Origin of the sequence: Pseudomonas syringae, assembly GCF_001698815.1 — a bacterium.
Lineage (GTDB): Bacteria > Pseudomonadota > Gammaproteobacteria > Pseudomonadales > Pseudomonadaceae > Aquipseudomonas > Aquipseudomonas syringae_A.
Map to the genome: position 1 here is coordinate 12,723 of NZ_LGSI01000067.1, position 25,149 is coordinate 37,871.

The window sequence follows — 25,149 nt, forward strand, 5'->3', positions numbered from 1 at the left end:
ACGGGCTGCAGTCGGAGTAAAACGGGGGTCTTTTTGCGCTGAACTCATTCGGAGCTTTCAATGATCGACCTGCACTACTGGACCACGCCTAACGGTCACAAAGTCTCGCTGTTTCTTGAAGAAGCCGGCCTGCCGTACAAGATCTTCCCGGTGAACATTGGCCAGAACGATCAGTTCAAGCCTGAATTCCTGAAAATCGCGCCCAACAATCGCATCCCGGCCATCGTCGATCACGAGCCTGCCGATGGCGGCGCGCCGTTGAGTCTGTTCGAATCCGGCGCGATTCTGCTGTATCTGGCGGAAAAAATCGGCAAGTTCATCCCGCAGGATCTGCGCGGTCGTCAGGTAGTCTTGCAGTGGCTGTTCTGGCAGATGGGTGGGCTGGGGCCGATGGCGGGTCAGAATCATCACTTCAATCGCTTCGCCAAGGAAAAAATCCCCTACGCGATCAAGCGCTACGTCGACGAAACCGCCCGGCTGTACGGTGTGCTGAACAAACAGCTGGACGGCCGCGACTTCGTGGCGGGCAGTGAATACAGCATCGCAGACATGGCGATCTACCCGTGGATCGTGACGCACACCTTGCAGGAACAGAACCTCGACGACTTCCCGCACCTCAAGCGCTGGTTCGAATCAGTCGCCAACCGCGCAGCCACCCAGCGCGCTTATGCGCTGGTCGATCAGGTGAACCCGCCGAAACCATAACGATCAAGCTCCGTAGGACCGGCTTCAGCCGGGAGGGTGGCGATGCTGACGACGGGCCTGCTGCGACTGCACCGGCCTCCTCCCGGCTAAAGCCGGTCCTACGGGAGAGGTGTGATTGCGGCTAAAGCCGCTCCTGCGGGAGAGGTGTGATCGCGGCTAATGCTGAAAAACCTTGAAATAAACTCCTGCTCCCCGCTTGCGTGCCGCGCGCCTGCTCTCTAACGTAGCGCCTTTTATACGCCACCCCCGCAGGAGCTCCGCCCATGGCCTCGCCAGCCCTATCCAAATTTCTACCCCGGTTCGGCGCTGCCGCCGCTGCGGCGGGTTTCCTGAGTCTCGCGGGTTGCCAGCTCGGCGGTGGCGACACCGATACGCTGATGCCCAATTCCGGCACGGTTGCGATCAAGGGCCTGGCACAAAACGTTTCGGTACGCCGTACGCCCCAAGGCATGCCGCTGATCGAAAGCAGCACCTTCCACGACGCGCTGTTCACCCTCGGCTACGTACACGCCAATGACCGCATCACGCAAATGGTCGGCATGCGCCTGCTCGCGCAGGGTCGTCTGTCGGAAATGGTCGGTTCCAGCGCACTGGACGTCGACCGCCTGATGCGCGCGGCCAACCTCAAGCGCAACGCCGGCGAGCTGTACAACGCCGCGTCGCCACGCCTCAAGCGCTTCTTCGAAGTCTATGCCCGAGGCGTCAATGCCTACCTGTTCCGCTATCGCGACAAGCTGCCTGCCGACCTGGCCTCCTCCGGCTATCGCCCGGAATACTGGAAAGCCGAAGATTCGGCGCTGATTTTCAGTCTGCTGAACTTCAGCCAGTCGGTTAACTTGCAGGAAGAATTATCCGCGCTGGTACTGGCGCAGAAAGTCGGGGCCGACAAACTGGCCTGGCTGATTCCGACCTATCCGGATGAAGAATTGCCCTTCGCCGAAGCAGAAAAGCTCAAGGGTTTGAACCTCGGTGGGCAAGTATCAGGGCTCAGCGATCTGAATAAAGTCGCCCTGCAACTCTCGGACTTGAACATGCTTGGCGTTGCCGCGTCCAGCAACTGGGCTATCGCCCCGCAGCGCGCTCGCAATGGCCGCAGTTTGCTGGCCAACGACATGCAACTGCCCGCCGCGCTGTCGTCAGCCTGGACTTTCGTGCAGATTCGCGCGCCGAAATATCAGGCGGCCGGTACTTCCATCGCCGGTCTGCCGCTGATCCTGTCGGGCTTCAACGGCAAGCTGGCGTGGTCCATGGCCTCGGTGATGGGTGACAACCAGGACTTGTTCCTGGAGAAGCTCAAGCGGGAAAACAATCGCCTGATGTACATGGCCGATGGCAAATGGCTGCCGGCAACTTCCCACGAGGAAACCTTTTTCATCAAAGGTGGCAGCCCGGTGCGTGAAGCGGTTTACGAGACGCGTCATGGCCCGCTGCTCAACAGCAATCTGGGCGGACAACTGAGCAACGGGCTCGGCCTCGCGCTGCAAACCCCGGATTACAAAGATGACAAGAGCCTGGACGCGTTCTTCGACCTGTCCCGCGCACCCAAGGTAGAAAAAGCCTTCGACGCGAGCCGGGAAATCCGCGCTATCGCCCTGAACATGGTGTTCGCCGACGCATCGAACATCGGCTGGCAAGTCACCGGGCGCTTCCCGAATCGTCGTGAAGGCCTGGGCCTGCTGCCGTCGCCGGGCTGGGACAGCCGCTACGACTGGGACGGTTTCGCCGACTCGATGCTGCATCCTTACGATCAGGACCCGACTCAAGGCTGGATCGGCACCGCCAACCAGCGCACCTTCCCCAAGGGTTACGGCATGCAGCTGTCCAACTCGTGGAAGACGCCGGAACGCGCCGAGCGTATTGCCGAGCTGGCCAACAGCGGCAAGCAGGACAGCCGTAGCGTGATCGCCATGCAATACGACCAGACCACCACCTTCGCCGCCAAGCTGAAGAAAATGCTTGAAGCGCCGGGCATGGTCAAACCGCTCAAACAAGCCATCGATGCCCTGCCTGAAGCTGAACGCGGTAAAGCGCGGGAAGCTTACTCACGCTTGATGGCATTCGATGGCAAGCTGACGCCAACCTCGGCCGACGCAGCGCTGTATGAGCTGTTCTTGCAGGAAAGCGCCAAGCAGATCTTCCTCGATGAGCTGGGCCCGGAAAGCAGCCCGGCCTGGAAAGCGCTGGCGCAGAACGCCAGCCTGTCCTACTCGCCGCAGGCCGACCACCTACTGGGGCGCGAAGACAGTCCGTACTGGGACGACGTGAAAACCCCGCAGAAAGAAGACAAACCGACGATTCTGGCCCGCAGCCTCGCAGCGGCCATCACTGCTGGCGACAGCCAATTGGGCGGCGATCACAAGAGCTGGCAATGGGGCAAACTGCATCGCTACGTGTGGCAGAGCAATCCATTACTCGGCAACAGCATCGAGCATAGCGCCGTTGCGGCAGGCGGCGACCACAGCACGCTGAACCTCGCGGCTTCGCCATGGGGTACGAATTTCGACAGCCCGGTGGCGCCAGGCATGCGCATGATCGTCGACTTCAGCCAGGCTGAACCGATGATGGGCCAGGTCAACATCGGCCAATCCGGCAACCCGGCCAGCGCGAATTACAGCGACGCCATCGAGCCTTCGCTCAAGGGCCTGTATCAGACGATTCCGGTGCAACAGCAGAATCTTGAGAAGGCCTATGGCAAGCAGCGGTTGACCTTGATTCCGGGGAAATAGCCCGAACTCAGTAGATGAGGCGTACCGCGCTGATTGACGTGTACTGTCCCGGCCCCACTTTAAGGCCGGGCTGCATACGGGCATACACCGTGTAGACGCGGGTTTGCGAGGTATTGGCTGCCAGGGTGTAGCTGTCAGAAATAGCACTGCCAGCAGTATCGCCCCAGACCTGTTGATAACTTCCAGAGGTGTACAGCTGGTAGCTCGCTGCGCCGTTACCGCCCACCATGGTTCTTTCATTCAGGCTGAAGGTGTCAGACAACAGCTGGTAACTGACCGTGACCGCGCTATCGCTTTGGCAGACCACCGTCAGCGTTGCCGTGCTGCGCGTGACCTGGCCTGAGCGGCCCTCGACCATACCGAAACTCAACGGTGTCACTGCGACAGAACACTGATAAGCCATCGCCGGAGAGCAAATCAGGGCGATGCCAAGGCAGCAGAGCGTGACCGGTAGCTTCATGGTCTGGCTCCAGAACGGCAAATCAATGGCCCGATTTGGGGAATGGTATTGGCCTGCGGTTGATAGTCGAAACTGACGGAACAGGGTGCCTGCCCTGGCCGATTGACTGAAACCTGCTCGTGCTCCGCCAGGTTGTTGAAGAAGGTCACGCCGTCATAGCCGACCACACCCGCTTCACCACTGCCGGACAACACTGCCTGACTGCCCAGCAACAGCGGTCGGTGCTGCTCATCAAGCAATATCAGGGTTGCGCTGCGGCTGTGTCGAATGGGGAATTTCGCGATAACGCCCGAACGATCCGAAGGACGCACCTCCAGAATCGCGTTGCTCAAGGACACATCCATCGGCACATCGCCCGCATCGATGGACAGGTTGTTGGATTCGTAGGCGCGCAAGCCTTCGATAAACAGCAAGCCGTCAGCATCGGTCTTGCCCAGCGGGCGGTTTTCCTGCAACACCGTTATTCCCGGCAGGCCATCGGTATCCACCACAGCGAAACTGTCGTAGACCGTATTGGACGCGAACAGCCGTCCATCGAGCGTAGACAGAGCGCCTCGCGCAGTGGCGCGATAGGCCATGTCGCTGTCGCTGCGCTCGACCTCGGCGCCCACTTCCCCCCAGGAAGACTTGTAGCTGATACCGGCATCGTCTCGGGTTTGGGTGCCGGTTTGATGGGCGACGTTCCACCCCACATCACCGCGCTGCACGGCGCTTTTACGGGCCTCGACGGTTTGATAGGTGCTGTCGCCGCTACGACTGCTGCTGGCGCTCAGCGATGTTGTGTGACCGATAGGAATGGAGATCCCGACAAACATGCCATTACCGCTGTTGCCTTTGAAATCGTGGTACGCCGTTACAAAACCGTAGGTTTTCATGGGCAACGGCGCGGATAAGGTCGCTGACAGCGTCGACGTCGAAATTTGTTGCGTGGCATTCACATAGTCGGCGTCATCGTCAGCAAGGGTATAGAGACTGACCATCTTGCGGGCATACACCAGCCCCAGCGTTCCCACGCCCGGAATGGGAAAACCGAGATTGGCGCGCAGGGTCGTCCTGGGCATCGAATCATCATTGGCGGAGGCAATATCGGAAAATCCCCTGTTCGCCTTCAACATACTGAAACCAAAACTCAGATATGGCGTAGTGCGAGCGATACCCAGCCCATACTGAAAACCGCCCTCACCGTCGTAGGAACTGCTGGCCACCGATGCCGAAAGCACACCCAACTGGCCGACCAACAGGTTGGCACCCACACCGCCCATGGCCAGCCCGGAAGTGGTCTCCAGGTGTGTTTCCAGGCTCAGGGTTGGCGTTTCTCCACGCCGATAGCTCACCGACGCGGCCGGCTGCGCGTAATCGTTGGAGCGGGTGGCATACTCGCGCCGAACCAGACCGGCCTGCACAGCAAGGGAGTCCATGCCCTCGCTGAGCAGCAACGTGCTGGTATAGAAAGGCAATGTCTGAGTGGTCTGGCGACCGCTGGCATCCTTGACGACAACCGAAACGTCGCCCCCGCCAGAAGTGACTGGCAACTGGTTGAGTTCAAACGGGCCGGGCTGGATCTGGGTCGTGGTCTGATGCAAACCGTTGACGTAAATATCCACCGACGACGGCACCGCCACCTCCCCCGTCATGCCCGGCCGCGGATAGGTCACCAGATCAGGCCGCAAGGCGAAGTTGGTGGTCATCTGCGCGCCAAGCATGCGTACCGGGCGAGTCCAGTTCAGCCCACCGTTGATGAAATCGCCGACGTTATAGCTCTGCAACGTAGAGGCATCGGAAACGCTATACGTGCTGTCCAGGCGCACCGTGCGATTGAAGCTTTGGCTGCGGGTCTGCTCAACGCTGGACTGCACCACACCGACAGGGCTGAAAACGCGTAACTCGCCAAGGATGCTTGAGCTGGAGTAATCGCCGTCATGGGTGAACTGGGTGTCATAGTTGAGCACCGCGCCGATGTCACTGCGGTCGACTTTGCCCAATGAAGGCGCTGGTCGGGCGATCAACTGCTGAATTTTCAGACTCCGCAGAGGAATTTGCAGTGCAAGCACCTGTGCATTTGCGTCCAGCCGCCACGACCAGCCGTTGAAACTCGACAGGCCAATCAGCCCGTCAGCGGGAGCCGTCTGCGGTTCCGGGACAACCAGTCCCAGCTCGAGCAGTTGTGCGCGCGTCACGAATAACTCCGAATCACGCTCGACGAACTCCTGAATACCATCGTGAATCCGCCCGTTGATGGTGACGCTCAAGAGCAGGGTTTGCGGCGCGGCGGCGGGCGGCTGAGCAAGGGATGCCGAGACCGGAAGTACACACCCCAACAACAGCAGCGCGAGCAGCACGCACAAACCGCTGCTCACTATTTGATCTCTAACCATTGATCCCAATGTTCGCCGGGACCTGAGGTCTGCAAATGCAGGCGCAGGCTCTTGTCCAGCCGGCCACGCACTCCTTGCAATGGCCACCTGCGTTCTGTGCCACTCAGCAGGTACGGCAACCCCACGCCCTTGAGCTTGATCGCCTGACCGTCGGCCGCCGTCAACGAGAGATTCACCAGTTGCGCGTGGTGCTTGCCGTGGTTGATCGCAACCAACGCTGGCTTGTCGCCCACCAACTCCAGACGCCACTCCACGTCCGGGTCCCCAGCGGGTTGCGCGCTGGAAAAAACCGGCACTGTCAGCCGCAGCGCCATTTCGACTTTGCCAGACAAGCGATCGGGAATCTGATCGAAAAATACCCGATAGGCTTTTTCGGACAATCCGGCCGGGGTGCGCAGCAGAATACGGATGACCTGCTTCTGACCCGGGGCAATTTTCGCAAAAGGCGGGCTGACCGCCAGCTCCGTGGTCGGCGTGTAAACCTCATCGCTTTCGGTTTGCGACCAGGCATAGCCACGGATCTGCACCAGTGCTTCACTGTCCGAATGGTTCGTCAGGGTAAAGCTGGCCGTTCGCTGTTGAGGCGGCAGTTGCTGCGTGATGGGCACAATGGCCAATGCCTGAGCCAATGCCTGTGGTGCGAGCACGCACAGGCAAATCACCATCAATGCACACCGTACTGTGAAATCACGGAGCATCTGGTAAGGCGCCGGATCAATAATTGACCGTGACGGCGACGCTGTCCGTGTAGGTACCCACCGAGCCGTTCTGGCCCGCGACGATGCGCCCGTACACAGGAATGGTCTGGTCCGCGCCGTCTCCCGTACCCGCCAGAGTATCGGTGCCGACCGTATCGCCCCATACCGTGGCGTAGGCCGCGTCCTGGTACAGACCGTAATTCATCGTGGTGCCTGACAGCGAACCCGTCAGCACTCGGGTCGTCGTGGTTGCAGCGGTACCGTTACCGGCCCCGAGACCAATGGTGTAGGGCGCATCGTTAGTGCAATTGACGGTCAGATCCGCCGTGCCATCAACCGCTGTTCCTGAGTAGGCCGCAAACGCCAGCGCGCTGGCCGAAACCGTACAAGCGGCGACCACCGAAGCCGTTACGCTCATGGTTGAAGTCGCTGTGGCAGCTGAGGCATTCATTGAAGTTACAGTGCCAACAACCAGCAATGAAAGTGCAAAGACTGCGCGTACATTTTTTCCAGCCATGATAGTTCCCCACGTCAATATGTAGTCGGACAGTGCGGGCCGTTAACAGCCCTTACCTAATAAGCCGCCATGTTATCGAGTGGATACCGGAGTGCACTTTCTTAACCGCTGCATTCCCGGACAACAGCGCTGCAAATCTGGCCAGTCATGACCCAGATCAACAAAGCAACGCATTTCGGTTGCAGTCGATTATCCAAAGTAGTCATCAATAAAGACAGGGTCTATTGTTTCGTTATCGATACGTAACTCTACATACACGATACTTTTAGCGCGCGAGATATCTATCCGGACGGGAAACGACGCTGTGTCAGCAACTCAAGCTATCGGCCACGATTTAATAATCTTTAGTGTTGACTGCAAGGCCATCATGCGACTATGTTTTGACGCTATTATATTGACACAGCTCTCGCTCGGACCTCTTGGCGTACCACGCCTCATAAACAGGCATGAACACACGCCGCCCTGATTCGGCACCTATGCAGCCGCAAGTGAATAAAACTGTCCTTGGTAATGCAGATCCGCTCAATCTACCGGAAACATCTTCATATGAACCCGCCCTTCATTTCGTTACTTGACTCGTCCGTACCGTGAATTATCTACGCACGAAAGCCGAGCCTGCCGAAAGGACGGTCGTACTCCATAAAGTTGTGATACTCATGTACCCGGGCGCCTACACCGATGACGCCATCCGGCTAGTGGAAACACTCGGAGCGTTGAATGCGCGCCCGCCCAGGACCGAAGACCGTAAAGTTATCCATACCGCGCAGATTTATTCACTTTCCCATCAAGCACTTAATACATTCGAAACAGTAACGCCTTGCAGTGAATCTTCATCCGCTGCGCCCTCCACTACCCGGACGATAGACACCTTAATCATCCTCGATGGACTTCCGAGTTCCGTTACGCAGTTACCACAAGACGCGCTCGGCTGGTTGCGTACGACAACTCCGCAGGTTAGTCGCGTGGTCGCTTTGGGAGCCGGAGTCTTCTGGCTGGCCGCGGCCGGGCTGCTTGATCGCCGCAGGGTCACCACTCATTCGGCTCTGGAGTCGTCGCTGGCGAGCCGTTTTCCGCAATTGCTGGTGGAGCCACAGCAAGGCTTGCAGGTAGACGGGCAGTTTTACACCACCAGTGAACGCATCAATGCCAGCGATATGATATTGCTGCTGCTCAGAAACGAAAATGGTCACGCCGTCGATCAACTTGCCCCCTCTTTGATGCAGACGAGGCTCAACGAACATCCCCCGCTGCTACACGCTCTTGCCAAGGCCCAATCTGTCACAGGCAGAGTTTGCGTGTGGTGGCTGACACGCATCGCAGACAACCTGAGCATGGAGCTTTCAGCCTTGGCGCTGAACATGAGCGAACGCAATTTCCGTCGGCACTTCAAGCAGGAAACCGGCTATCCACCGTATCTTTTCCTGTTGCTGTTGCGCCTGGAGCTGGCTCGCCAGGCGTTGCTCGATTGCGACTTGCCCGTCGACAAAATAGCCCGCCGCACCGGCCTGCTGGATGGCCAGCAACTTGCGCGAGTGTTCCGCAAATACCTGGGCGTTTCGCCGCTTGAGTATCGACGCAAAATGAAACAAGGCTGGACTCCCAAATGCCACCAGGATTACGCCCGGTTGTTTGATGCGCGTCGGCCGCCTGAATGGTTGATCCAGTTACAATCTCACCGAACCCTCCTGCCAAACAGACTCAGCAATGAGCGCCCCGTGCACAAGGGTGTGAGCCCGGTTCAAAGAGCGAACTTCCTCCCCCGCTCCGCCTCATAACTAACAAGCCCATCGCATCGGTCATCCCATGGATCTTGTTATCGCTCGCCCCGAAGGTCTGTATTGCCCGCCCGGGGATTTTTATATTGATCCCTGGCGCCCGGTGGAACGTTCGGTAATCACCCACGGCCATGGCGATCACGCCCGTACCGGCAACGAGCATTACCTGGCGGCGGCACCCGGTGAAGGGATTCTGCGTGCGCGGCTGGGCCAGGACATCAACCTGCAAACCCTGGAATACGGCGAAACCCTGCTGCATCACGGCGTGAAACTGAGCCTGCATCCGGCTGGCCATGTGCTGGGTTCGGCGCAAGTGCGCCTGGAGTATAAGGGCGAAGTCTGGGTCGCATCCGGGGATTACAAAGTCGAGCCGGACGGCACCTGCGCGCCCTTCGAACCGGTGCGCTGTCACACGTTCATCACCGAATCGACCTTCGGCTTGCCGATCTACCGCTGGCAGCCGCAGTCGGAGATTTTCGCCGGGATCAATGACTGGTGGCGGGCCAACGCGGCGGTCGGCAAAGCCAGTGTGCTGTTCGCCTATTCGTTCGGCAAAGCCCAGCGCATCCTGCACGGCATTGATCCACAGATTGGTCCGATCCTCGTGCACGGTGCGGTCGAGCCGCTGAACCGGGTGTACCGCGAAGCAGGCGTGCGCATTCCTGAAACCCAGTACGCGGGTGACTTCAAAAAGACTGATCCGGCGCTGCGTCAGGCGTTGATCCTCGCGCCGCCTTCCGCAGGTGGCAGCACCTGGATGCGTCGTTTTGGTGAGTTCAGCGATGCGTTTGCCAGCGGCTGGATGATGTTGCGTGGCACCCGCAGACGACGCGGCGTGGATCGCGGCTTCGTGCTGTCCGATCACGCCGACTGGCCGGGCTTGCTCTGGGCGATTGAAAATACCGGCGCGGAACGGGTCATGGTGACCCACGGCTCGGTGGCGACTCTCGTGCGTTACCTGCGCGAAGCCGGCCTGGATGCCCAGGGGTTCGTGACCGAGTATGGCGACGAAGAAGACTCGGGCGAGGATAAACCCCAACAGTCCGACTCTCTGGAACCCGACGAGGTGGCGCCATGAAAGCCTTTGCCGAACTCTATTCCCGGCTCGACGCAACCACCTCAAGCAACGCAAAACTTGTCGCCATGCGCGAATATTTTGCAGAGGTTCCGCCAGAAGATGCAGCCTGGGCGGTGTACTTTCTGGCCGGCGGACGCCCACGTCAGTTGGTGCCGACCAAACTGCTGCGCGAACAGGCCATGACTCTGGCGCACTTGCCAGAATGGCTGTTCGAAGAAAGCTACCAGGCGGTCGGCGATCTGGCGGAAACCCTGTCGTTGCTACTGCCTGAAGCGGTGCACAGATCGGATCAGGGCTTGGCGATCTGGATGGAGGAACACTTGCTGCCCTTGCGCGGCCTGCCACCCGAAGAACTTGCCGAGCGCCTGTCCGGCTTCTGGACGCAACTGGATCGCGTCAGCCTGATGGTCTGCATCAAATTGATCACCGGCAGCTTCCGGGTCGGCGTGTCCAAATTGCTGGTGACCCGCGCCCTCGCCGCCCTGGCGGATATCGACAGCAAACGAGTCGCGCAACGTCTGGTCGGCTATACCGATCTGTCCCATCGCCCGACCGCAGCGGGCTTTCTCAAGTTGATCGCCGAAGAATCCGATGACGAACATGCCCAGCGCGGCGGCCAGCCCTATCCATTTTTTCTCGCCCATGCCCTGCAACAGCCGGTGGATCAGTTCGAAACCCTGCTCGGCCCGGTGGATGACTGGCAGGTGGAATGGAAATGGGATGGCATTCGCGCGCAAGTGGTCAAGCGCGAAGGCCGGCTCTGGCTGTGGTCGCGGGGTGAAGAGTTGGTCACCGATCGCTTCCCGGAGCTGCACGCACTGACTCAGAGCTTGCCCGACGGGACCGTGATCGACGGCGAAATCGTGGTCTGGAAAGCGCCGCCAGGCGAAACGGTCGCCGACGGCGAGCTTGCCCTGAGCAGCGAGGAACTGATCAAAGCTGGACCAGCGCAGCCTTCGGTGCAGCCCTTTGCGCTGTTGCAACAACGTATCGGCCGCAAGACATTGGGCAAAAAAATCCTTGAAGAGGTGCCGGTGGTGATCCTGGCGTATGACCTGCTCGAATGGCAGGGGCATGACTGGCGCAGTCGCCCGCAACATGAGCGGCGGGCTCAGCTGGAAAAAGTCATCGAAGCCTGCAACAGCCCGGTCCTGCTGCCGTCACCGGTGCTGGCCGGCAAGGACTGGCTGGATCTGGATACACAACGGGAAGCGTCTCGCAGACTCGGCGTCGAAGGCATGATGCTCAAGTCGCGCGAGGCCATGTACGGCGTGGGTCGCACCAAAGACATGGGCGTCTGGTGGAAGTGGAAAGTCGATCCATTCAGCGTCGATGCGGTGCTGATTTACGCGCAACGCGGCCACGGTCGGCGGGCCAGCCTCTACAGCGACTACACCTTCGCCGTCTGGGACGGACCGCCGCAATCCAGCGAACGCACGCTGGTGCCCTTCGCCAAAGCCTATTCGGGCCTGACCGACGAAGAAATGCGCAAGGTCGACGCCATCATTCGCAAGACCACCGTGGAAAAATTCGGCCCGGTGCGCAGTGTTACCCCGAGTCTGGTGTTCGAACTGGGTTTCGAAGGCATCGCGCTGTCCAAGCGTCACAAGAGCGGGATTGCCGTGCGATTCCCGAGAATGCTGCGCTGGCGCCATGACAAACCCGTGGCCGAGGCGGATAGCCTGTCGACGTTGCAGGATTTGTTGAGTTAGGATGCGCGCTCTTTTTTGGGGCACCACTTTTCCTCTGCCCGGATGAATGCGCCGTTTGTGTGCGCGCATGTGCGCTTTGCTACTCAATGGTTACTGAATGACTCCCGCAAGCGCGCTTGCTACAGACGAACGACCACACCCGGAAGCGTATCTGGCGCCTTCAAGCGTTGCGCAAGGCGATTTTTTGCCCAATCGAGGCCTTTCGCGAACAAGCTACACTCTCGCAGCCGCGCGCAATCAGGCTCGAAGACAGCATTGCGACAACTGCGTACATTTAAAACGCACGTTCGTATCTTTGGTTCGGAAATTGCTATCTTCTCGAGTCTGGCACCCGCCGGTAGCAAGCCTCGCGTGTTCCCAACGCTCAATTTGGTTTTAAGGACTGAACGATGAAAAAAGCATGGCTGACCCTCTCTGCATTGGCTATTTGTCTAGCCGCTGGTAATGCAATGGCCAAGGAATACAAGGAACTGCGCTTTGGCGTCGATCCTTCTTATGCACCTTTTGAATCCAAAGCCGCTGATGGCAGCCTGGTCGGCTTCGACATCGACCTGGGTAACGCGATCTGCGCCGAGCTGAAAGTGAAATGCGTCTGGGTCGAAAGCGATTTCGACGGCATGATTCCTGGCCTGAAAGCCAAGAAATTCGACGGCGTGATTTCTTCGATGACCGTCACTACAGCTCGCGAGAAGGTTATCGACTTCTCCAACGAACTGTTCTCCGGTCCGACCTCGCTGGTCTTCAAGAAAGGCGCAGGCATCAGTGAAAATTTGGCCAGCCTGAAAGGCAAAACCGTCGGCTACGAGCAAGGCACCATTCAGGAAGCCTATGCCAAGGCCGTTCTGGACAAGGCTGGCGTGACCACCAAGGCTTATCAGAACCAGGATCAGGTTTACTCCGACCTGACTTCCGGTCGTCTGGACGCTTCGGTTCAGGACATGCTGCAAGCCGAACTGGGCTTCCTGAAAACCCCGGCTGGCGCTGGCTATGAAGTCAGCAAGTCAATCGACGACCCACTGCTGCCAGCCAAGACCGCAGTCGGTATCGCCAAAGGTAACAAAGAGCTGAAAGCCCTGCTGGACAAGGGTATCAAAGCCCTGCACGACGACGGCAAGTACGCCGAGATCCAGAAGAAACACTTCGACAATCTGAATCTGTACAGCGGTAAATAACACCCCGACGCCCATCGATTCCGGCGACAATCCTGCGCCGTTGTCGATGGGCGTTTTGTTTTATTGACCGCTAAAGGCTTTATCCATGTTCGATGCCCTTCTACAAAACCTGGGACTCTCGGCGTTCAGCTTGAAAGGCTTCGGCCCGCTGTTGCTCGAAGGTACCTGGATGACCATCAAATTATCGGTACTGTCGCTGTTGGTGAGCATTCTGCTCGGCCTGATCGGTGCCAGTGCCAAACTGTCGAGCAGCGCTATCCTGCGCGTGCCAGCGCAGCTGTACACCACGCTGATTCGCGGCGTTCCCGACCTGGTCCTGATGCTGCTGATTTTCTACAGCCTGCAAACCTGGCTGAGCCAGCTGACAGATGCCATGGAATGGGACTACATCGAAATCGACCCCTTCAGTGCAGGCGTGATCACTCTCGGCTTTATATATGGTGCGTATTTCACCGAGACGTTCCGGGGTGCGATTCTTTCCGTGCCTCGCGGCCAGGTTGAAGCCGCCACCGCCTACGGCCTCAAGCGCGGCCAGCGTTTTCGTTACGTGGTGTTCCCGCAAATGATGCGTTTTGCCCTGCCGGGTATCGGCAACAACTGGCAAGTGCTGCTCAAGGCCACGGCCCTGGTGTCGATCATCGGTCTGGCGGATCTGGTCAAGGCTGCGCAGGACGCCGGCAAGAGCACGTATCAGCTGTTTTATTTCCTGGTGCTCGCGGCGGTGATTTATCTGCTGATCACCAGCGCCTCCAACTTCGCGCTGCGCTGGGCTGAACGCCGCTACGCAGCCGGTAGCCGGGAGGCTCAGCGATGATCGAACTGCTTCAGGAATACTGGCGGCCCTTCCTTTATAGCGACGGCATGCACATTACCGGTCTGGCGATGACCATGTGGCTGCTCAGTGCATCCATTGCCATCGGCTTTTGCGTATCGATCCCGCTGTCGATCGCCCGGGTATCGAGCAAACCCTGGGTGCGCTGGCCGGTTCAGTTCTATACCTACCTGTTTCGCGGCACGCCCCTCTATATACAGCTGCTGATTTGCTACACCGGCATCTATAGCATCGCCGCCGTTCGCGAACAGCCGATGCTCGACGCGTTCTTTCGCGATGCAATGAACTGCACGATCCTGGCCTTCGCCCTGAACACCTGCGCCTACACCACGGAGATTTTCGCCGGGGCGATCCGCAGCATGGCTCACGGGGAAGTCGAAGCCGCCAAAGCCTACGGCCTGACCGGCTGGAAGCTGTACGCCTACGTGATCATGCCTTCGGCATTGCGTCGCTCGCTGCCTTATTACAGCAACGAAGTGATCCTGATGCTGCATTCGACCACCGTCGCGTTCACCGCCACGGTGCCGGACGTTCTTAAGGTCGCGCGGGACGCCAACTCGGCCACGTTCATGACCTTCCAGTCCTTCGGTATCGCGGCGCTGATCTACCTGTGCGTCACGTTCATATTGGTGGGCCTGTTCCGTCTGGCCGAACGTCGCTGGCTGGCCTTCCTCGGCCCGGCTCACTAGGACCTGCATATGCGCCATGAAACCCATGACTTGCTGGCCCCGATGCCGGGCACCGCGCGACAGATCCACAGCTTTCACTACGGACCGCAGAACGGCGCGTGCAAGATCTATATCCAGGCCTCGCTGCATGCCGATGAACTGCCCGGCATGCTGCTCGCCTGGCATCTGAAGCAGCGTCTGAGCGAGCTGGAAAACGCCGGCTTGCTGCTGGGCGAAATCGTCATCGTGCCGGTGGCCAATCCGGTGGGGCTGGAACAGATCCTGATGGATATTCCGCTGGGCCGCTATGAACTGGAGAGCGGACAGAACTTCAATCGCTGGTTTGTGGATCTCGGCCAGGAAGTGGGCGATGCCGTCGAGGCGCAGCTCAATGACGACCCGCAGCACAATGTGCAGCTGATCCGCCGCAGCCTGCGCAACGCGCTGGAGGCGCAAGTCGCCAGCACGCAATTGCAGTCGCAGCGTTTGACCCTGCAACGCCTGGCCTGCGATGCCGACATGGTTCTGGACCTGCATTGCGACTTCGAAGCTGTTGAACATCTGTACACGACGCCGGAAGCCTGGCCGCAAGTGGAGGCGCTGTCACGTTATCTCGGCGCGCAGGCCAGCCTGCTGGCAACCGATTCGGGCGGCCAGTCGTTTGACGAATGTTTCACGCTGGTCTGGTGGCAATTGCAGCAACGCTTCGGCAATCGCTTTGAGATCCCGATGGGCAGCTTTTCGGTGACGCTCGAACTGCGCGGCCAGGGCGACGTCAATCACGCCCTGGCCAGCCGCGACTGTCAGGCGTTGATCAGTTACCTCAGTCACTTTGGTGCAATCGCCGCCGAGGCCACGCCGCCGCCTGAGTTGCTTTATCCCGCCACGCCGCTGGCAGCGGTGGAACCTGTGGCGACGCCCGTGGGCGGCTTGTTGGTGTTCTGCACCCAGCCGGGTGAGTTCGTCGAGGCCGGGCAATTGATCGCCGAGATCATCGACCCGATCAGCGACCTCGTCACCCCCATCCATACTCTTAATTCCGGTTTGCTCTACGCCCGTTCGTTACGGCGCATGGCGACTGCCGGAATGGTCATCGCTCACGTTGCAGGCACCGAAGCCTACCGCAGCGGTTACCTACTTTCTCCTTAAGGACTGCCTGTCATGTACAAACTGACCATTGATGGCCTGCATAAAAGCTATGGCGACCATGAAGTGCTCAAAGGCGTTTCGCTCAAGGCCAGCACAGGCGACGTGATTTGCCTGATCGGCGCCAGCGGTTCGGGCAAGAGCACGTTTCTGCGCTGTATCAATTTCCTCGAACAACCCAACGACGGCGCGATGAGCCTGGACGGTCAACAAGTGCGCATGGTCAGCGATGCCGGCGGCATGCGCGTTGCCGATCCGGATGAGCTGCAACGCATTCGCACGCGTCTGGCCATGGTGTTCCAGCATTTCAACCTGTGGGCACACATGACGGTTCTGGAAAACATCACCATGGCGCCGCGCCGGGTGCTGGGTGTTTCCAAGGTCGAAGCCGAAGCACGCGCTCGCAAGTATCTGGATAAGGTCGGGCTGCCCGGCCGTGTCGCCGACCAGTACCCGGCGTTTCTGTCCGGCGGCCAGCAACAGCGTGTGGCCATTGCCAGGGCGCTGGCGATGGAACCGGAAATCATGCTCTTCGACGAGCCCACTTCTGCGCTCGACCCGGAACTGGTCGGCGAAGTGCTCAAGGTGATTCAGGGCCTGGCCGAAGAAGGCCGCACCATGATCATGGTCACCCACGAAATGAGCTTCGCCCGCAAAGTCGCCAGCCAGGTGGTGTTCCTGCATCAGGGCCAGATCGAAGAATCCGGCCATCCGGAAGAGGTACTGGGCAATCCGAAAAGCGAGCGTTTGCAGCAGTTCTTGAGCGGGAATTTGAAGTAAGAGATCACACCTCCTGTAGGAGGGGACTTGTCCCCGATTGGCCAGTAGAGCAACCGTGATCTGCCTGACCCACCTCGATTGCCCGAACCAACGCTTCCCGGACAAGTCCGGTCCTACCGAAGCAATGCGGCCCTGTAGGAGGGGACTTGTTCGCGAAGCAATATTCCTGATGAAACAGGACCAACGCCTCGCCAACACGTTGGCTCCTACAGCCACGCATCACCGTAAAACTATTCCCCACCCGTTGCTGTCTCTGATTTAACCCATTCAGAGCACACGGCGCGCATGAGCAGACCCACCGATTTCGCTCAGCGATGGTTTTCGGCGCGCGGTTGGAAGCCTTTTCCTTTCCAGAAAGAAGTCTGGTCGGCCGTCAAACGTGGCGAGTCCGGGCTTTTGCACGCTAGTACCGGCTCCGGTAAAACCTATGCGGTGTGGTTTGCGGCGCTGAATCGCTTTGCCCAAGCCAATAAAACCCTCCCCGATGAAAAGCTGCGCAAACGCAAACCACCTGCCGCGCCGCTCAGCGTGCTGTGGATAACCCCGATGCGCGCCCTCGCTGCCGACACTGCACGCGCACTCGAAGCGCCATTGCAGGATCTGGACATTCCCTGGAGCGTCGGCCTGCGCACCGGCGATACCAGCAGCAGCGAACGCGCCAAACAAGGCCGACGCCTGCCTTCCGCCTTGATCACCACGCCGGAAAGCCTGACCTTGCTGCTCACCCGTGCCGACGCGCTGAGCACGCTGTCGACGCTGAAGATCGTGGTCGTTGATGAATGGCATGAGCTGATCGGCAACAAACGTGGTGTGCAGCTGCAATTGGCCCTCGCCCGCCTGCGCCAGTGGAATTCGCAACTGATTGTGTGGGGTGTTTCCGCGACCTTGGGCAATCAAGGCCATGCGCAGCAGGTGTTGCTGGGCGATTGCGGAGTCAGCGTGCAGGGCAAGATCAGCAAAGAGCTGTGGGTCGACACGCTGCTGCCGCCGGCAATCGAACGCTTTCCGTGGGCCGGACACATGGGGCTGCGGATGCTGCCGCAAGTGCTGGCGGAGGTGGACAGCAGCGCCAGTTGCTTGCTGTTCACCAATACCCGAGCGCAATCGGAAGTCTGGTATCAGGCCTTGCTCGAAGCGCGACCGGACTGGGCTGGCCTGATTGCCTTGCACCATGGCTCGTTGTCCCGCGAAGTGCGCGACTGGGTCGAACGCGCCTTGAAAGAAGGACAATTGAAAGCGGTGGTCTGCACCTCCAGCCTGGATCTGGGTGTGGATTTCCTGCCCGTCGAGCGGGTGTTGCAAATCGGCTCGGCTAAAGGCGTGGCGCGCCTGATGCAACGCGCCGGTCGTTCCGGGCACGCGCCAGGTCGCCCGTCACGCGTCACGCTGGTGCCCACTCATAGCCTTGAGCTGGTCGAAGCCGCAGCGGCGCATGACGCAATAGCAGCGCGAATGATCGAGCCTCGGGAATCGCCGCACAAACCCCTCGATGTGCTGGTGCAGCACGTGGTCAGCATGGCGCTGGGCGGTGGCTTCTTGCCTGAGGAGCTGCTTGCAGAAGTACGCACCGCCTGGGCCTACCGCGAGCTGACCGACGAGGAATGGCAATGGGCACTGGCGTTTGTCCGCCATGGCGGTCACTCGCTGATGGCTTATCCGGATTATCGACGCGTCGAACCCGACGAGCACGGCATCTGGCGCGTGCCGGATGCGCGATTGGCGCGCCGCCATCGCATGAGCGTCGGCACCATCGTCAGTGACGCCAGTATCAACGTGAAGTACTGGAAAAAAGGCGGTGGCGGCGGCTCGCTGGGCAGCGTTGAAGAAGGCTTCATCGCCCGCCTCAAGCCCGGTGATGGCTTCTTGTTCAGCGGTCGCTTGCTGGAACTGGTACGGGTCGAGAACATGACCGCCTACGTGAAGCGCGCCACCAGCAAGAAGGCCGCTGTGCCGCGCTGGAACGGCGGGCGGATGCCGCTTTCCAATGAACTGGCTGACGCGGTGGTGGCTAAATTCGACGCCGCTGCCCGTGGCGAGTTTGTCAGCCCGGAGATGCAAGCCGTCAAACCGCTGCTGGAGGTGCAGAGGCATTGGTCGGGCTTGCCGCAACAACACACGTTGCTCGCTGAAGTGCTCAAGTCCCGGGAAGGCTGGCATCTGTTTCTCTACCCGTTTGCCGGGCGGCATGTGCATCTCGGCCTTGCCAGCCTGCTGGCCTGGCGCCTGAGCCGCGACACGCCGCTGACCTTCTCCATCGCCGTAAATGACTACGGCTTCGAGCTGCTCAGCGCCACTCCAATCGACTGGGCCGAGCAGCTGCGCAAGGATCTGTTCACGGAAAACAATCTGATGGCTGACATCATCGCCAGCCTGAACGCAGGTGAGCTGGCACTGCGCCGCTTCCGGGAAATCGCGCGGATAGCAGGACTGGTGTTTTCCGGCTATCCGGGCGCGCCCAAGAGCAATCGACAGCTACAGGCTTCCAGCGGCCTGTTCTTTGAAGTGTTCAAGCAGTACGACGCCAGCAATCTGCTGCTCACCCAGGCCGAGGAGGAAGTCTTGCGCCAGGAACTGGACGTGCAGCGACTCGAACAAACCCTCCAACGCATCAACCAGCGCGAACTTGACGTGCACCTGATCAAACGCGCCACGCCTCTGGCCTTTCCACTCCTCGTGGAACGCATGCGCGAAAGCCTCAGTTCGGAAAAACTCGCCGACCGCATTGCGCGCATGGTGCGCGATCTTGAGAAAGCCGCCGGGCCAGAGGCCAATGTATGAAGCCGCATTTTGCGATAAATCTGGCCGGTGCCGAGCTCTGGTTACTGGCCGACAAGGCAATCTACTACCCTGAATACCGGGCTCTACTGATCGCCGATGTGCATTTTGGCAAGGCTGCTGCCTATCGAAAACTGGGGCAACCGGTGCCACACGGCACGACTCAAGGCAATCTTGAGCGCCTTGATCGACTGCTGACTGCTTACAACTGCGACTGGCTGATCTTTCTCGGCGACTTTCTGCATGCGCCGGAATCCCACGCTGCCACCACGCTGAACGCTCTTGGCGAATGGCGTAAGGCGCGCCCGGACCTGCGCATGACGCTGATTCGCGGCAACCATGACAAACGTGCGGGCGATCCGCCTGGCAGTCTTGCAATCGAAGTGGTTACCGAACCGCTGCTACTGGGTCCGTTTGCGCTGCAACATGAGCCCGATCCACACCCGACGCATCACGTGCTGGCTGGGCATGTGCATCCGGTTTATCGCTTGCAAGGCCGAGGACGGCAAAGCCTGCGACTGGCCTGCTTCTACATGGGGGGAACGGTTAGTTTGCTGCCAGCTTTTGGTGGGTTTACTGGCGGATTCGCCATCGAAAAAAACCCTGACAAGCAAATATATGTCGTCGGCGATGGCGCGGTATGGGCGGCAGGATAAGCGCAAGCTGAATCGATTCAACTCAGCTCGTTCAGCCACTTTCGTGACCGATCAGACACGGCTCTGCCGGCCAGTAAATGCGCCAGCAGAAACATGAGGGAAATCAGACGACCGGGGCTGGTGGTGGCTCGTCCGGAACAGTCGGGCTGCCCGGTTCAGTCGGCTCAGGGATTTCTCCGGGCCCATCAGGCCCTGGCTGGCCAGGAATACCGCCAACCATATTGAATTGTGGATGCGCTAGTAACGACCAGGCGAGTAGACCGACTTGATTGGCATGCGGGTCAACCCCTTGGGGACTGGGCTTCATTTCTATCTTCATAGGGCACTCCTGAGCGTTGGCCCCACTCGCATGACGCGAGGGGAAACAGTTCAGCTCAATAGAGTGCCGAAATGAAGACTAATTCAATCCGCGCAGGATCAACGGTAACAAATACACCAAAGCTTACGCGCGCGGCAGGGTCACGCCACGTTGGCCCTGATATTTCCCGCCGCGATCCTTATAGGAAATCTCACATTCCTCGTCAGATTCCAGGAACAGCATCTGCGCCACGCCTTCATTGGCGTAGATCTTCGCCGGCAAGGTCGTGGTGTTGGAGAACTCCAGCGTCACGTGTCCTTCCCACTCAGGTTCCAGCGGCGTCACGTTGACGATGATGCCGCAGCGCGCGTAGGTGCTTTTTCCCAGACAGATGGTCAGCACATTGCGCGGAATACGGAAATATTCGACGGTACGCGCCAGGGCAAAGGAGTTCGGCGGAATGATGCAAACATCGCTGGTAACGTCGACAAAGCTTTTTTCATCGAAGTTCTTCGGATCGACGGTCGCCGAGTTGATATTGGTGAATACCTTGAATTCGGCAGCGCAACGCACGTCGTAGCCGTAGCTGGAAACGCCGTACGAGATCAGCCGGTCGGCGCCTTCGCCGCGCATCTGACGCTCCACGAAAGGCTCGATCATGCCGTGTTCCTGCGCCATGCGGCGAATCCACTTGTCCGATTTGATGCTCATGGCGGTGTCCTGAATAGCGAGGTGAAAAAGATGTCCGGCATCTTACCGGGCCGAGGCGCCGGGTTCAAAGACTGTGGGCATGATGCAGGTCATGCTTTGGACACGAATAGAAATATTCCTGCACAGAGTGTTGGCACGTTCAAAAAAAAGCGTTAAGGTGGCGTCACTGTGTTGCTTGTGTCACTGAGAATCTCTACACGATGTTGAATTTCGATCCAACCATCTCCAAGAATTTTTCCTGCTCTTTGCACTCAGTCTCGGCCAGGGCATTTCCTGAGTCGCAGTTAACTTTGTCCAAGGAGATACACCATGTCTAATCGCCAAACTGGTACCGTTAAGTGGTTCAACGATGAAAAAGGCTTCGGCTTCATCACTCCACAATCGGGTGACGACCTGTTCGTTCACTTCAAAGCTATCCAATCCGACGGCTTCAAAAGCCTGAAAGAAGGCCAACAGGTTTCTTTCATCGCTACCCGCGGTCAGAAAGGCATGCAAGCTGAAGAAGTTCAAGTTATCTAACTTGTACTGAATCGCTTAAAAAGAACCCCGCCAAAAGCGGGGTTTTTTTATGCCTGTAGAAAAGCTCTGCAGGAGCCAGCTTGTTGGCGAGACGGCGAACCTGCCCGCCCCTCGCCAACAAGTTGGCTCCTACAGGATCCGCCTCAATCAGTCATCGCTGACCGAAATATTCGGCATCGCCGGGCTTTCTGCTTCCTGCAGGACAATCCGTGCACCAACGTGCCGCGCCAGTTCCTGATAAACCATGGCAATCTGGCTTTCCGGCTCGGCAATGACCGTTGGTTTACCGCCATCGGCCTGTTCGCGGATCAACATCGACAGCGGCAACGAGGCCAGCAATTCGACGTTGTACTGACTGGCCAGCTTCTCGCCACCGCCTTCGCCAAACAAATGCTCGGCATGGCCACAGTTCGAGCAGATGTGCACCGCCATGTTCTCGACGACGCCCAGCACCGGAATATTCACCTTGCGGAACATTTCCACGCCCTTCTTGGCATCCAGCAGCGCCAGATCCTGCGGGGTCGTGACAATCACCGCACCCGCTACCGGGACTTTCTGGGCCAGGGTCAGCTGGATATCACCGGTGCCAGGCGGCATATCGATGACCAGATAATCCAGATCATTCCACGCGGTCTGGGTAATCAGCTGCAGTAGAGCGCCAGAGACCATTGGGCCACGCCACACCATCGGCGTGTTGTCATCGGTCAGGAACGCCATGGACATGACTTCGATGCCATGGGATTCGATGGGCACGAACCATTTCTGGTCCTTGATCTTCGGCCGGGTACCTTCGGCGATACCGAACATCACGCCTTGGCTTGGCCCGTAGATATCCGCATCGAGAATCCCGACCCGCGCACCTTCCCGCGACAGCGCCAGGGCCAGATTGGCAGCCGTCGTGGATTTACCGACGCCGCCCTTGCCCGACGCCACGGCGACGATATTTTTGACATTGGCCAGGCCGGGGATTTGCCCCTGGGCCTTGTGCGCGGCGATGACCGTATTGATCTCGACCTTGGCCGACGTCACACCGTCCAGGCCTTCGATGGCGATTTGCAGCATCTGCGCCCAGCCATTCTTGAACAATCCGGCGGCGTAACCCAATTCCAGCTGGACGTTGACGCGCTCACCCTGAATGTCGATGGCGCGCACGCAACCGGCTGTAACCGGGTCTTGATTCAAATAGGGATCGGTATATTGGCGAAGGACGGCTTCCACCGCTGCGCGATTTACAGCGCTCATGGGCTACTCCCGAATAAAGGCAGACTAAAACAGGCGGCTATCCTACCCCTTCTATAGATTGGCAGCATGGTTTCGCTGCGCATGCCAGACGACTCCTACATCTGCGCGGGGTGAAAAAAGTTGCCCAGACCTTTATAGTGGTCGACCTCCGTTTCACTTCAAGTAGCCGAGCCCCATGTCCGAGCCACGCAAGATTCTCGTCACCAGCGCCCTGCCCTATGCCAATGGATCCATCCATCTTGGCCATATGCTTGAGTACATCCAGACTGATATGTGGGTGCGCTTCCAGAAGCATCGCGGCAATCAGTGCATTTATGTCTGCGCGGACGACGCTCACGGCTCGGCAATCATGTTGCGCGCCGAAAAAGAAGGCATCTCCCCGGAACAACTGATCGACAACGTGAAGGCCGAGCACAGCGCGGACTTCAAGGAATTCCTGGTCGACTTCGATAATTTCCACTCGACGCACTCGGATGAAAACCGCGAGCTGTCGAGCATGATCTACAAGCGCCTGCGCGATGCCGGTCATATCGCAACGCGCTCGATCACCCAGTATTTCGACCCGGAAAAAAAGATGTTCCTGGCCGATCGCTTCATCAAGGGCACTTGCCCGAAATGTGGCACTGAGGACCAGTACGGCGACAACTGCGAAAAATGCGGCGCCACTTACGCGCCGACCGACCTGAAGAATCCGCGCTCCGCGATCTCTGGCGCTATCCCGGTTCTGAAAGAATCCAAGCATTTCTTCTTCGATCTGCCAGCCTTCGACGCCATGCTGAAAAGCTGGACGCGAAGCGGCACCTTGCAGGATGCCGTAGCCAACAAGATCGCCGAATGGCTGGATGCCGGCTTGCAGCAGTGGGATATCTCCCGCGACGCGCCGTACTTCGGCTTCGAGATTCCAGACGAGCCGGGCAAGTACTTCTATGTCTGGCTGGATGCGCCTATCGGCTACATGGCCAGCTTCAAGAACCTGTGCGCGCGCCGTCCGGACCTGGACTTCGATGCGTACTGGGCCAAGGATTCCACGACCGAGCTTTACCATTTCATCGGCAAGGACATCGTCAACTTCCACGCCTTGTTCTGGCCGGCGATGCTTGAAGGTGCTGGCCTGCGTAAGCCGACCGGCATCAATGTGCACGGCTACGTCACGGTAAACGGTCAGAAAATGTCCAAGTCCCGTGGCACCTTCATCAAGGCCCGGACCTATCTGGAACACCTGTCGCCGGAATACCTGCGTTATTACTACGCCGCCAAACTGGGCAAAGGTGTCGACGACCTGGACCTGAACCTCGAAGATTTCGTGCAGAAGGTCAACTCGGACCTGATCGGCAAAGTGGTCAACATTGCCAGTCGTTGCGCAGGCTTCATCCATAAAGGTAACGCGGGCGTTCTGGTGGCTGGCAATCCGGCTCCCGAGCTGACCGACGCGTTCCTGGCCGCTGCGCCGGGTATTGCTGAAGCTTACGAAGCCCGTGACTTCGCCCGCGCCATGCGTGAAATCATGGGCCTGGCCGACCGCGCCAACGCCTATATCGCTGAAAAAGCGCCGTGGTCGCTGGCCAAGCAGGAAGGCAAACAGGACGAAGTTCAGGCCGTCTGTGCGCTGGGCGTCAATCTGTTCCGTCAGTTGGTGATTTTCCTCAAGCCGGTACTGCCATTGCTGGCCGCCGATGCGGAAAAATTCCTCAATGTCGCGCCGCTTACCTGGGACGACCATCAGACGCTGCTGAGCAATCATCAGCTCAATCCGTTCCAGGCCCTGATGACGCGCATCGATCCGGCAAAAGTCGAAGCCATGACCGCCGCTTCCAAAGAAGACCTCAGCGCTGGCGCTACCGAAACCGACGCTGCGCCGGCAGGCAATGGCGAGCTGACCAAGGAGCCACTGGCGGCCGAGATCGAGTTCGATGCCTTTGCGGCCGTAGACTTACGGGTTGCGTTGATCCTCAAGGCTGAACACGTCGAAGGTGCCGACAAACTGCTGCGCCTGACGCTGGATATCGGTGACGAGCAACGCAACGTGTTCTCGGGCATCAAGAGCGCGTACCCGAATCCTTCAGAGCTGGAAGGTCGCCTGACCATGATGATCGCCAACCTGAAGCCGCGCAAAATGCGCTTCGGCATATCGGAAGGCATGGTGATGGCAGCGGGCCCTGGCGGCGAAGAAATCTACTTGCTCAGCCCTGATAGCGGCGCAAAGCCGGGTCAGCGTATCAAGTAAATTTGCACGGCTTCGGTAGGACCGGACTTGTCCGGGAAAGCATTGGCTTGGCTGATGCCTTCGGGGACAAGTCCCCTCCT

21 protein-coding genes are annotated in these 25,149 nt (G+C 59.0%); 14 read left to right on the forward strand and 7 right to left on the reverse strand.

What is annotated here, in order from left to right:
• Window positions 1–60: 60 nt before the first annotated feature.
• Window positions 61–705 carry a glutathione binding-like protein gene (locus tag AFK24_RS22825; protein WP_065835386.1) on the forward strand — a complete coding sequence of 215 codons (645 nt, stop codon included), beginning with the start codon at window positions 61–63 and terminating at the stop codon, window positions 703–705.
• 263 nt (window positions 706–968) lie between these two features.
• Window positions 969–3,431, forward strand: a complete 2,463-nt coding sequence (locus tag AFK24_RS22830; RefSeq protein WP_065835387.1) for a penicillin acylase family protein — start codon at window positions 969–971, stop codon at window positions 3,429–3,431.
• A gap of 7 nt (window positions 3,432–3,438) precedes the next feature.
• On the opposite strand, the gene AFK24_RS22835 is transcribed toward AFK24_RS22830, so the two are convergent.
• The 4 genes from AFK24_RS22835 to AFK24_RS22850 are packed head-to-tail and all read right to left on the reverse strand — an operon-like array spanning window position 3,439 to window position 7,382.
• Complete coding sequence (locus AFK24_RS22835) at window positions 3,439–3,891, reverse strand: spore coat protein U domain-containing protein (protein ID WP_065835388.1); 453 nt, start codon at window positions 3,889–3,891, stop codon at window positions 3,439–3,441.
• Window positions 3,888–6,248, reverse strand: a complete 2,361-nt coding sequence (locus tag AFK24_RS22840; protein WP_240500431.1) for a fimbria/pilus outer membrane usher protein — start codon at window positions 6,246–6,248, stop codon at window positions 3,888–3,890. The genes AFK24_RS22835 and AFK24_RS22840 overlap by 4 nt, the downstream gene beginning before the upstream one ends.
• Window positions 6,248–6,931, reverse strand: coding sequence for a fimbrial biogenesis chaperone (locus AFK24_RS22845; RefSeq protein ID WP_065835390.1), 684 nt, complete (start codon window positions 6,929–6,931; stop codon window positions 6,248–6,250). Before AFK24_RS22845 ends, AFK24_RS22840 begins: the two co-directional genes overlap by 1 nt.
• Before the next feature lie 49 nt (window positions 6,932–6,980).
• Entirely contained in the window at window positions 6,981–7,382 is a 402-nt protein-coding gene (locus AFK24_RS22850; protein WP_240500432.1) for a Csu type fimbrial protein, read from the reverse strand.
• Window positions 7,383–8,137: 755 nt separating this feature from the next.
• Between AFK24_RS22850 and AFK24_RS22855 the strand changes: the two genes are divergently transcribed.
• The 10 genes from AFK24_RS22855 (at window position 8,138) to pdeM (ending at window position 20,075) form a co-directional block, all read left to right on the forward strand.
• A complete protein-coding gene (locus tag AFK24_RS22855) occupies window positions 8,138–9,256 on the forward strand; it encodes a helix-turn-helix domain-containing protein (protein ID WP_080482259.1) in 1,119 nt (372 codons plus the stop codon).
• A 28-nt stretch (window positions 9,257–9,284) separates the two neighbouring features.
• Window positions 9,285–10,334, forward strand: a complete 1,050-nt coding sequence (locus AFK24_RS22860; protein WP_065835393.1) for a ligase-associated DNA damage response exonuclease — start codon at window positions 9,285–9,287, stop codon at window positions 10,332–10,334.
• A complete protein-coding gene (locus AFK24_RS22865; RefSeq protein WP_065835394.1) occupies window positions 10,331–12,046 on the forward strand; it encodes an ATP-dependent DNA ligase in 1,716 nt (571 codons plus the stop codon). Before AFK24_RS22860 ends, AFK24_RS22865 begins: the two co-directional genes overlap by 4 nt.
• Window positions 12,047–12,435: 389 nt before the next feature.
• On the forward strand, window positions 12,436–13,218 hold the full coding sequence (locus tag AFK24_RS22870) for a transporter substrate-binding domain-containing protein (protein ID WP_065835395.1): 783 nt from the start codon (window positions 12,436–12,438) through the stop codon (window positions 13,216–13,218).
• Between the two features lie 85 nt (window positions 13,219–13,303).
• Entirely contained in the window at window positions 13,304–14,032 is a 729-nt protein-coding gene (locus AFK24_RS22875; RefSeq protein ID WP_065835396.1) for an ABC transporter permease, read from the forward strand.
• Window positions 14,029–14,739 (forward strand): ABC transporter permease, encoded by a 711-nt coding sequence (locus AFK24_RS22880; RefSeq protein ID WP_065835397.1) that lies wholly within the window; start codon window positions 14,029–14,031, stop codon window positions 14,737–14,739. The genes AFK24_RS22875 and AFK24_RS22880 overlap by 4 nt, the downstream gene beginning before the upstream one ends.
• 9 nt (window positions 14,740–14,748) lie before the next feature.
• Window positions 14,749–15,867, forward strand: a complete 1,119-nt coding sequence (locus AFK24_RS22885; protein WP_065835398.1) for a succinylglutamate desuccinylase/aspartoacylase family protein — start codon at window positions 14,749–14,751, stop codon at window positions 15,865–15,867.
• Between the two features lie 12 nt (window positions 15,868–15,879).
• Window positions 15,880–16,644: an ABC transporter ATP-binding protein gene (locus AFK24_RS22890; RefSeq protein WP_065835399.1), complete on the forward strand. Its 765-nt coding sequence runs from the start codon at window positions 15,880–15,882 to the stop codon at window positions 16,642–16,644.
• A 285-nt stretch (window positions 16,645–16,929) separates the two neighbouring features.
• Entirely contained in the window at window positions 16,930–19,422 is a 2,493-nt protein-coding gene (locus AFK24_RS22895) for a ligase-associated DNA damage response DEXH box helicase (protein WP_065835400.1), read from the forward strand.
• The gene (pdeM, locus tag AFK24_RS22900; protein ID WP_065835401.1) at window positions 19,419–20,075 is read left to right on the forward strand and encodes a ligase-associated DNA damage response endonuclease PdeM; all 657 of its coding nucleotides are present in this window, start codon (window positions 19,419–19,421) and stop codon (window positions 20,073–20,075) included. Before AFK24_RS22895 ends, pdeM begins: the two co-directional genes overlap by 4 nt.
• 103 nt (window positions 20,076–20,178) lie before the next feature.
• On the opposite strand, the gene AFK24_RS31660 is transcribed toward pdeM, so the two are convergent.
• Window positions 20,179–20,394: a hypothetical protein gene (locus AFK24_RS31660; RefSeq protein WP_065835402.1), complete on the reverse strand. Its 216-nt coding sequence runs from the start codon at window positions 20,392–20,394 to the stop codon at window positions 20,179–20,181.
• Between the two features lie 123 nt (window positions 20,395–20,517).
• On the reverse strand, window positions 20,518–21,084 hold the full coding sequence (gene dcd / locus AFK24_RS22910) for a dCTP deaminase (RefSeq protein WP_020288957.1): 567 nt from the start codon (window positions 21,082–21,084) through the stop codon (window positions 20,518–20,520).
• A gap of 309 nt (window positions 21,085–21,393) precedes the next feature.
• Here dcd and AFK24_RS22915 point away from each other — a divergent pair, with 309 nt between their 5' ends.
• The gene (locus AFK24_RS22915) at window positions 21,394–21,603 is read left to right on the forward strand and encodes a cold-shock protein (RefSeq protein WP_002554837.1); all 210 of its coding nucleotides are present in this window, start codon (window positions 21,394–21,396) and stop codon (window positions 21,601–21,603) included.
• A 147-nt stretch (window positions 21,604–21,750) separates the two neighbouring features.
• Here AFK24_RS22915 and apbC read toward each other — a convergent pair whose 3' ends face one another.
• Entirely contained in the window at window positions 21,751–22,845 is a 1,095-nt protein-coding gene (apbC, locus tag AFK24_RS22920; RefSeq protein WP_065835403.1) for an iron-sulfur cluster carrier protein ApbC, read from the reverse strand.
• Window positions 22,846–23,020: 175 nt separating this feature from the next.
• On the opposite strand from apbC, the gene metG reads away from it, so the two are divergent.
• Window positions 23,021–25,069 (forward strand): methionine--tRNA ligase, encoded by a 2,049-nt coding sequence (metG, locus tag AFK24_RS22925; RefSeq protein ID WP_065835404.1) that lies wholly within the window; start codon window positions 23,021–23,023, stop codon window positions 25,067–25,069.
• Window positions 25,070–25,149 lie beyond the last annotated feature (80 nt).

What these genes read in the sequence shown, in the direction of transcription:
- AFK24_RS22825 (WP_065835386.1), top strand. Translation starts at nt 61, where the DNA reads ATGATCGACCTGCACTACTGGACCACGCCTAACGGTCACAAAGTCTCG.
- AFK24_RS22830 (WP_065835387.1), top strand. Translation starts at nt 969, where the DNA reads ATGGCCTCGCCAGCCCTATCCAAATTTCTACCCCGGTTCGGCGCTGCC.
- AFK24_RS22835 (WP_065835388.1), bottom strand. Translation starts at nt 3,891, where the DNA reads ATGAAGCTACCGGTCACGCTCTGCTGCCTTGGCATCGCCCTGATTTGC.
- AFK24_RS22845 (WP_065835390.1), bottom strand. Translation starts at nt 6,931, where the DNA reads ATGGTGATTTGCCTGTGCGTGCTCGCACCACAGGCATTGGCTCAGGCA.
- AFK24_RS22850 (WP_240500432.1), bottom strand. Translation starts at nt 7,382, where the DNA reads ATGAGCGTAACGGCTTCGGTGGTCGCCGCTTGTACGGTTTCGGCCAGC.
- AFK24_RS22855 (WP_080482259.1), top strand. Translation starts at nt 8,138, where the DNA reads ATGTACCCGGGCGCCTACACCGATGACGCCATCCGGCTAGTGGAAACA.
- AFK24_RS22860 (WP_065835393.1), top strand. Translation starts at nt 9,285, where the DNA reads ATGGATCTTGTTATCGCTCGCCCCGAAGGTCTGTATTGCCCGCCCGGG.
- AFK24_RS22865 (WP_065835394.1), top strand. Translation starts at nt 10,331, where the DNA reads ATGAAAGCCTTTGCCGAACTCTATTCCCGGCTCGACGCAACCACCTCA.
- AFK24_RS22870 (WP_065835395.1), top strand. Translation starts at nt 12,436, where the DNA reads ATGAAAAAAGCATGGCTGACCCTCTCTGCATTGGCTATTTGTCTAGCC.
- AFK24_RS22875 (WP_065835396.1), top strand. Translation starts at nt 13,304, where the DNA reads ATGTTCGATGCCCTTCTACAAAACCTGGGACTCTCGGCGTTCAGCTTG.
- AFK24_RS22880 (WP_065835397.1), top strand. Translation starts at nt 14,029, where the DNA reads ATGATCGAACTGCTTCAGGAATACTGGCGGCCCTTCCTTTATAGCGAC.
- AFK24_RS22885 (WP_065835398.1), top strand. Translation starts at nt 14,749, where the DNA reads ATGCGCCATGAAACCCATGACTTGCTGGCCCCGATGCCGGGCACCGCG.
- AFK24_RS22890 (WP_065835399.1), top strand. Translation starts at nt 15,880, where the DNA reads ATGTACAAACTGACCATTGATGGCCTGCATAAAAGCTATGGCGACCAT.
- AFK24_RS22895 (WP_065835400.1), top strand. Translation starts at nt 16,930, where the DNA reads ATGAGCAGACCCACCGATTTCGCTCAGCGATGGTTTTCGGCGCGCGGT.
- pdeM (WP_065835401.1), top strand. Translation starts at nt 19,419, where the DNA reads ATGAAGCCGCATTTTGCGATAAATCTGGCCGGTGCCGAGCTCTGGTTA.
- AFK24_RS31660 (WP_065835402.1), bottom strand. Translation starts at nt 20,394, where the DNA reads ATGAAGATAGAAATGAAGCCCAGTCCCCAAGGGGTTGACCCGCATGCC.
- dcd (WP_020288957.1), bottom strand. Translation starts at nt 21,084, where the DNA reads ATGAGCATCAAATCGGACAAGTGGATTCGCCGCATGGCGCAGGAACAC.
- AFK24_RS22915 (WP_002554837.1), top strand. Translation starts at nt 21,394, where the DNA reads ATGTCTAATCGCCAAACTGGTACCGTTAAGTGGTTCAACGATGAAAAA.
- apbC (WP_065835403.1), bottom strand. Translation starts at nt 22,845, where the DNA reads ATGAGCGCTGTAAATCGCGCAGCGGTGGAAGCCGTCCTTCGCCAATAT.
- metG (WP_065835404.1), top strand. Translation starts at nt 23,021, where the DNA reads ATGTCCGAGCCACGCAAGATTCTCGTCACCAGCGCCCTGCCCTATGCC.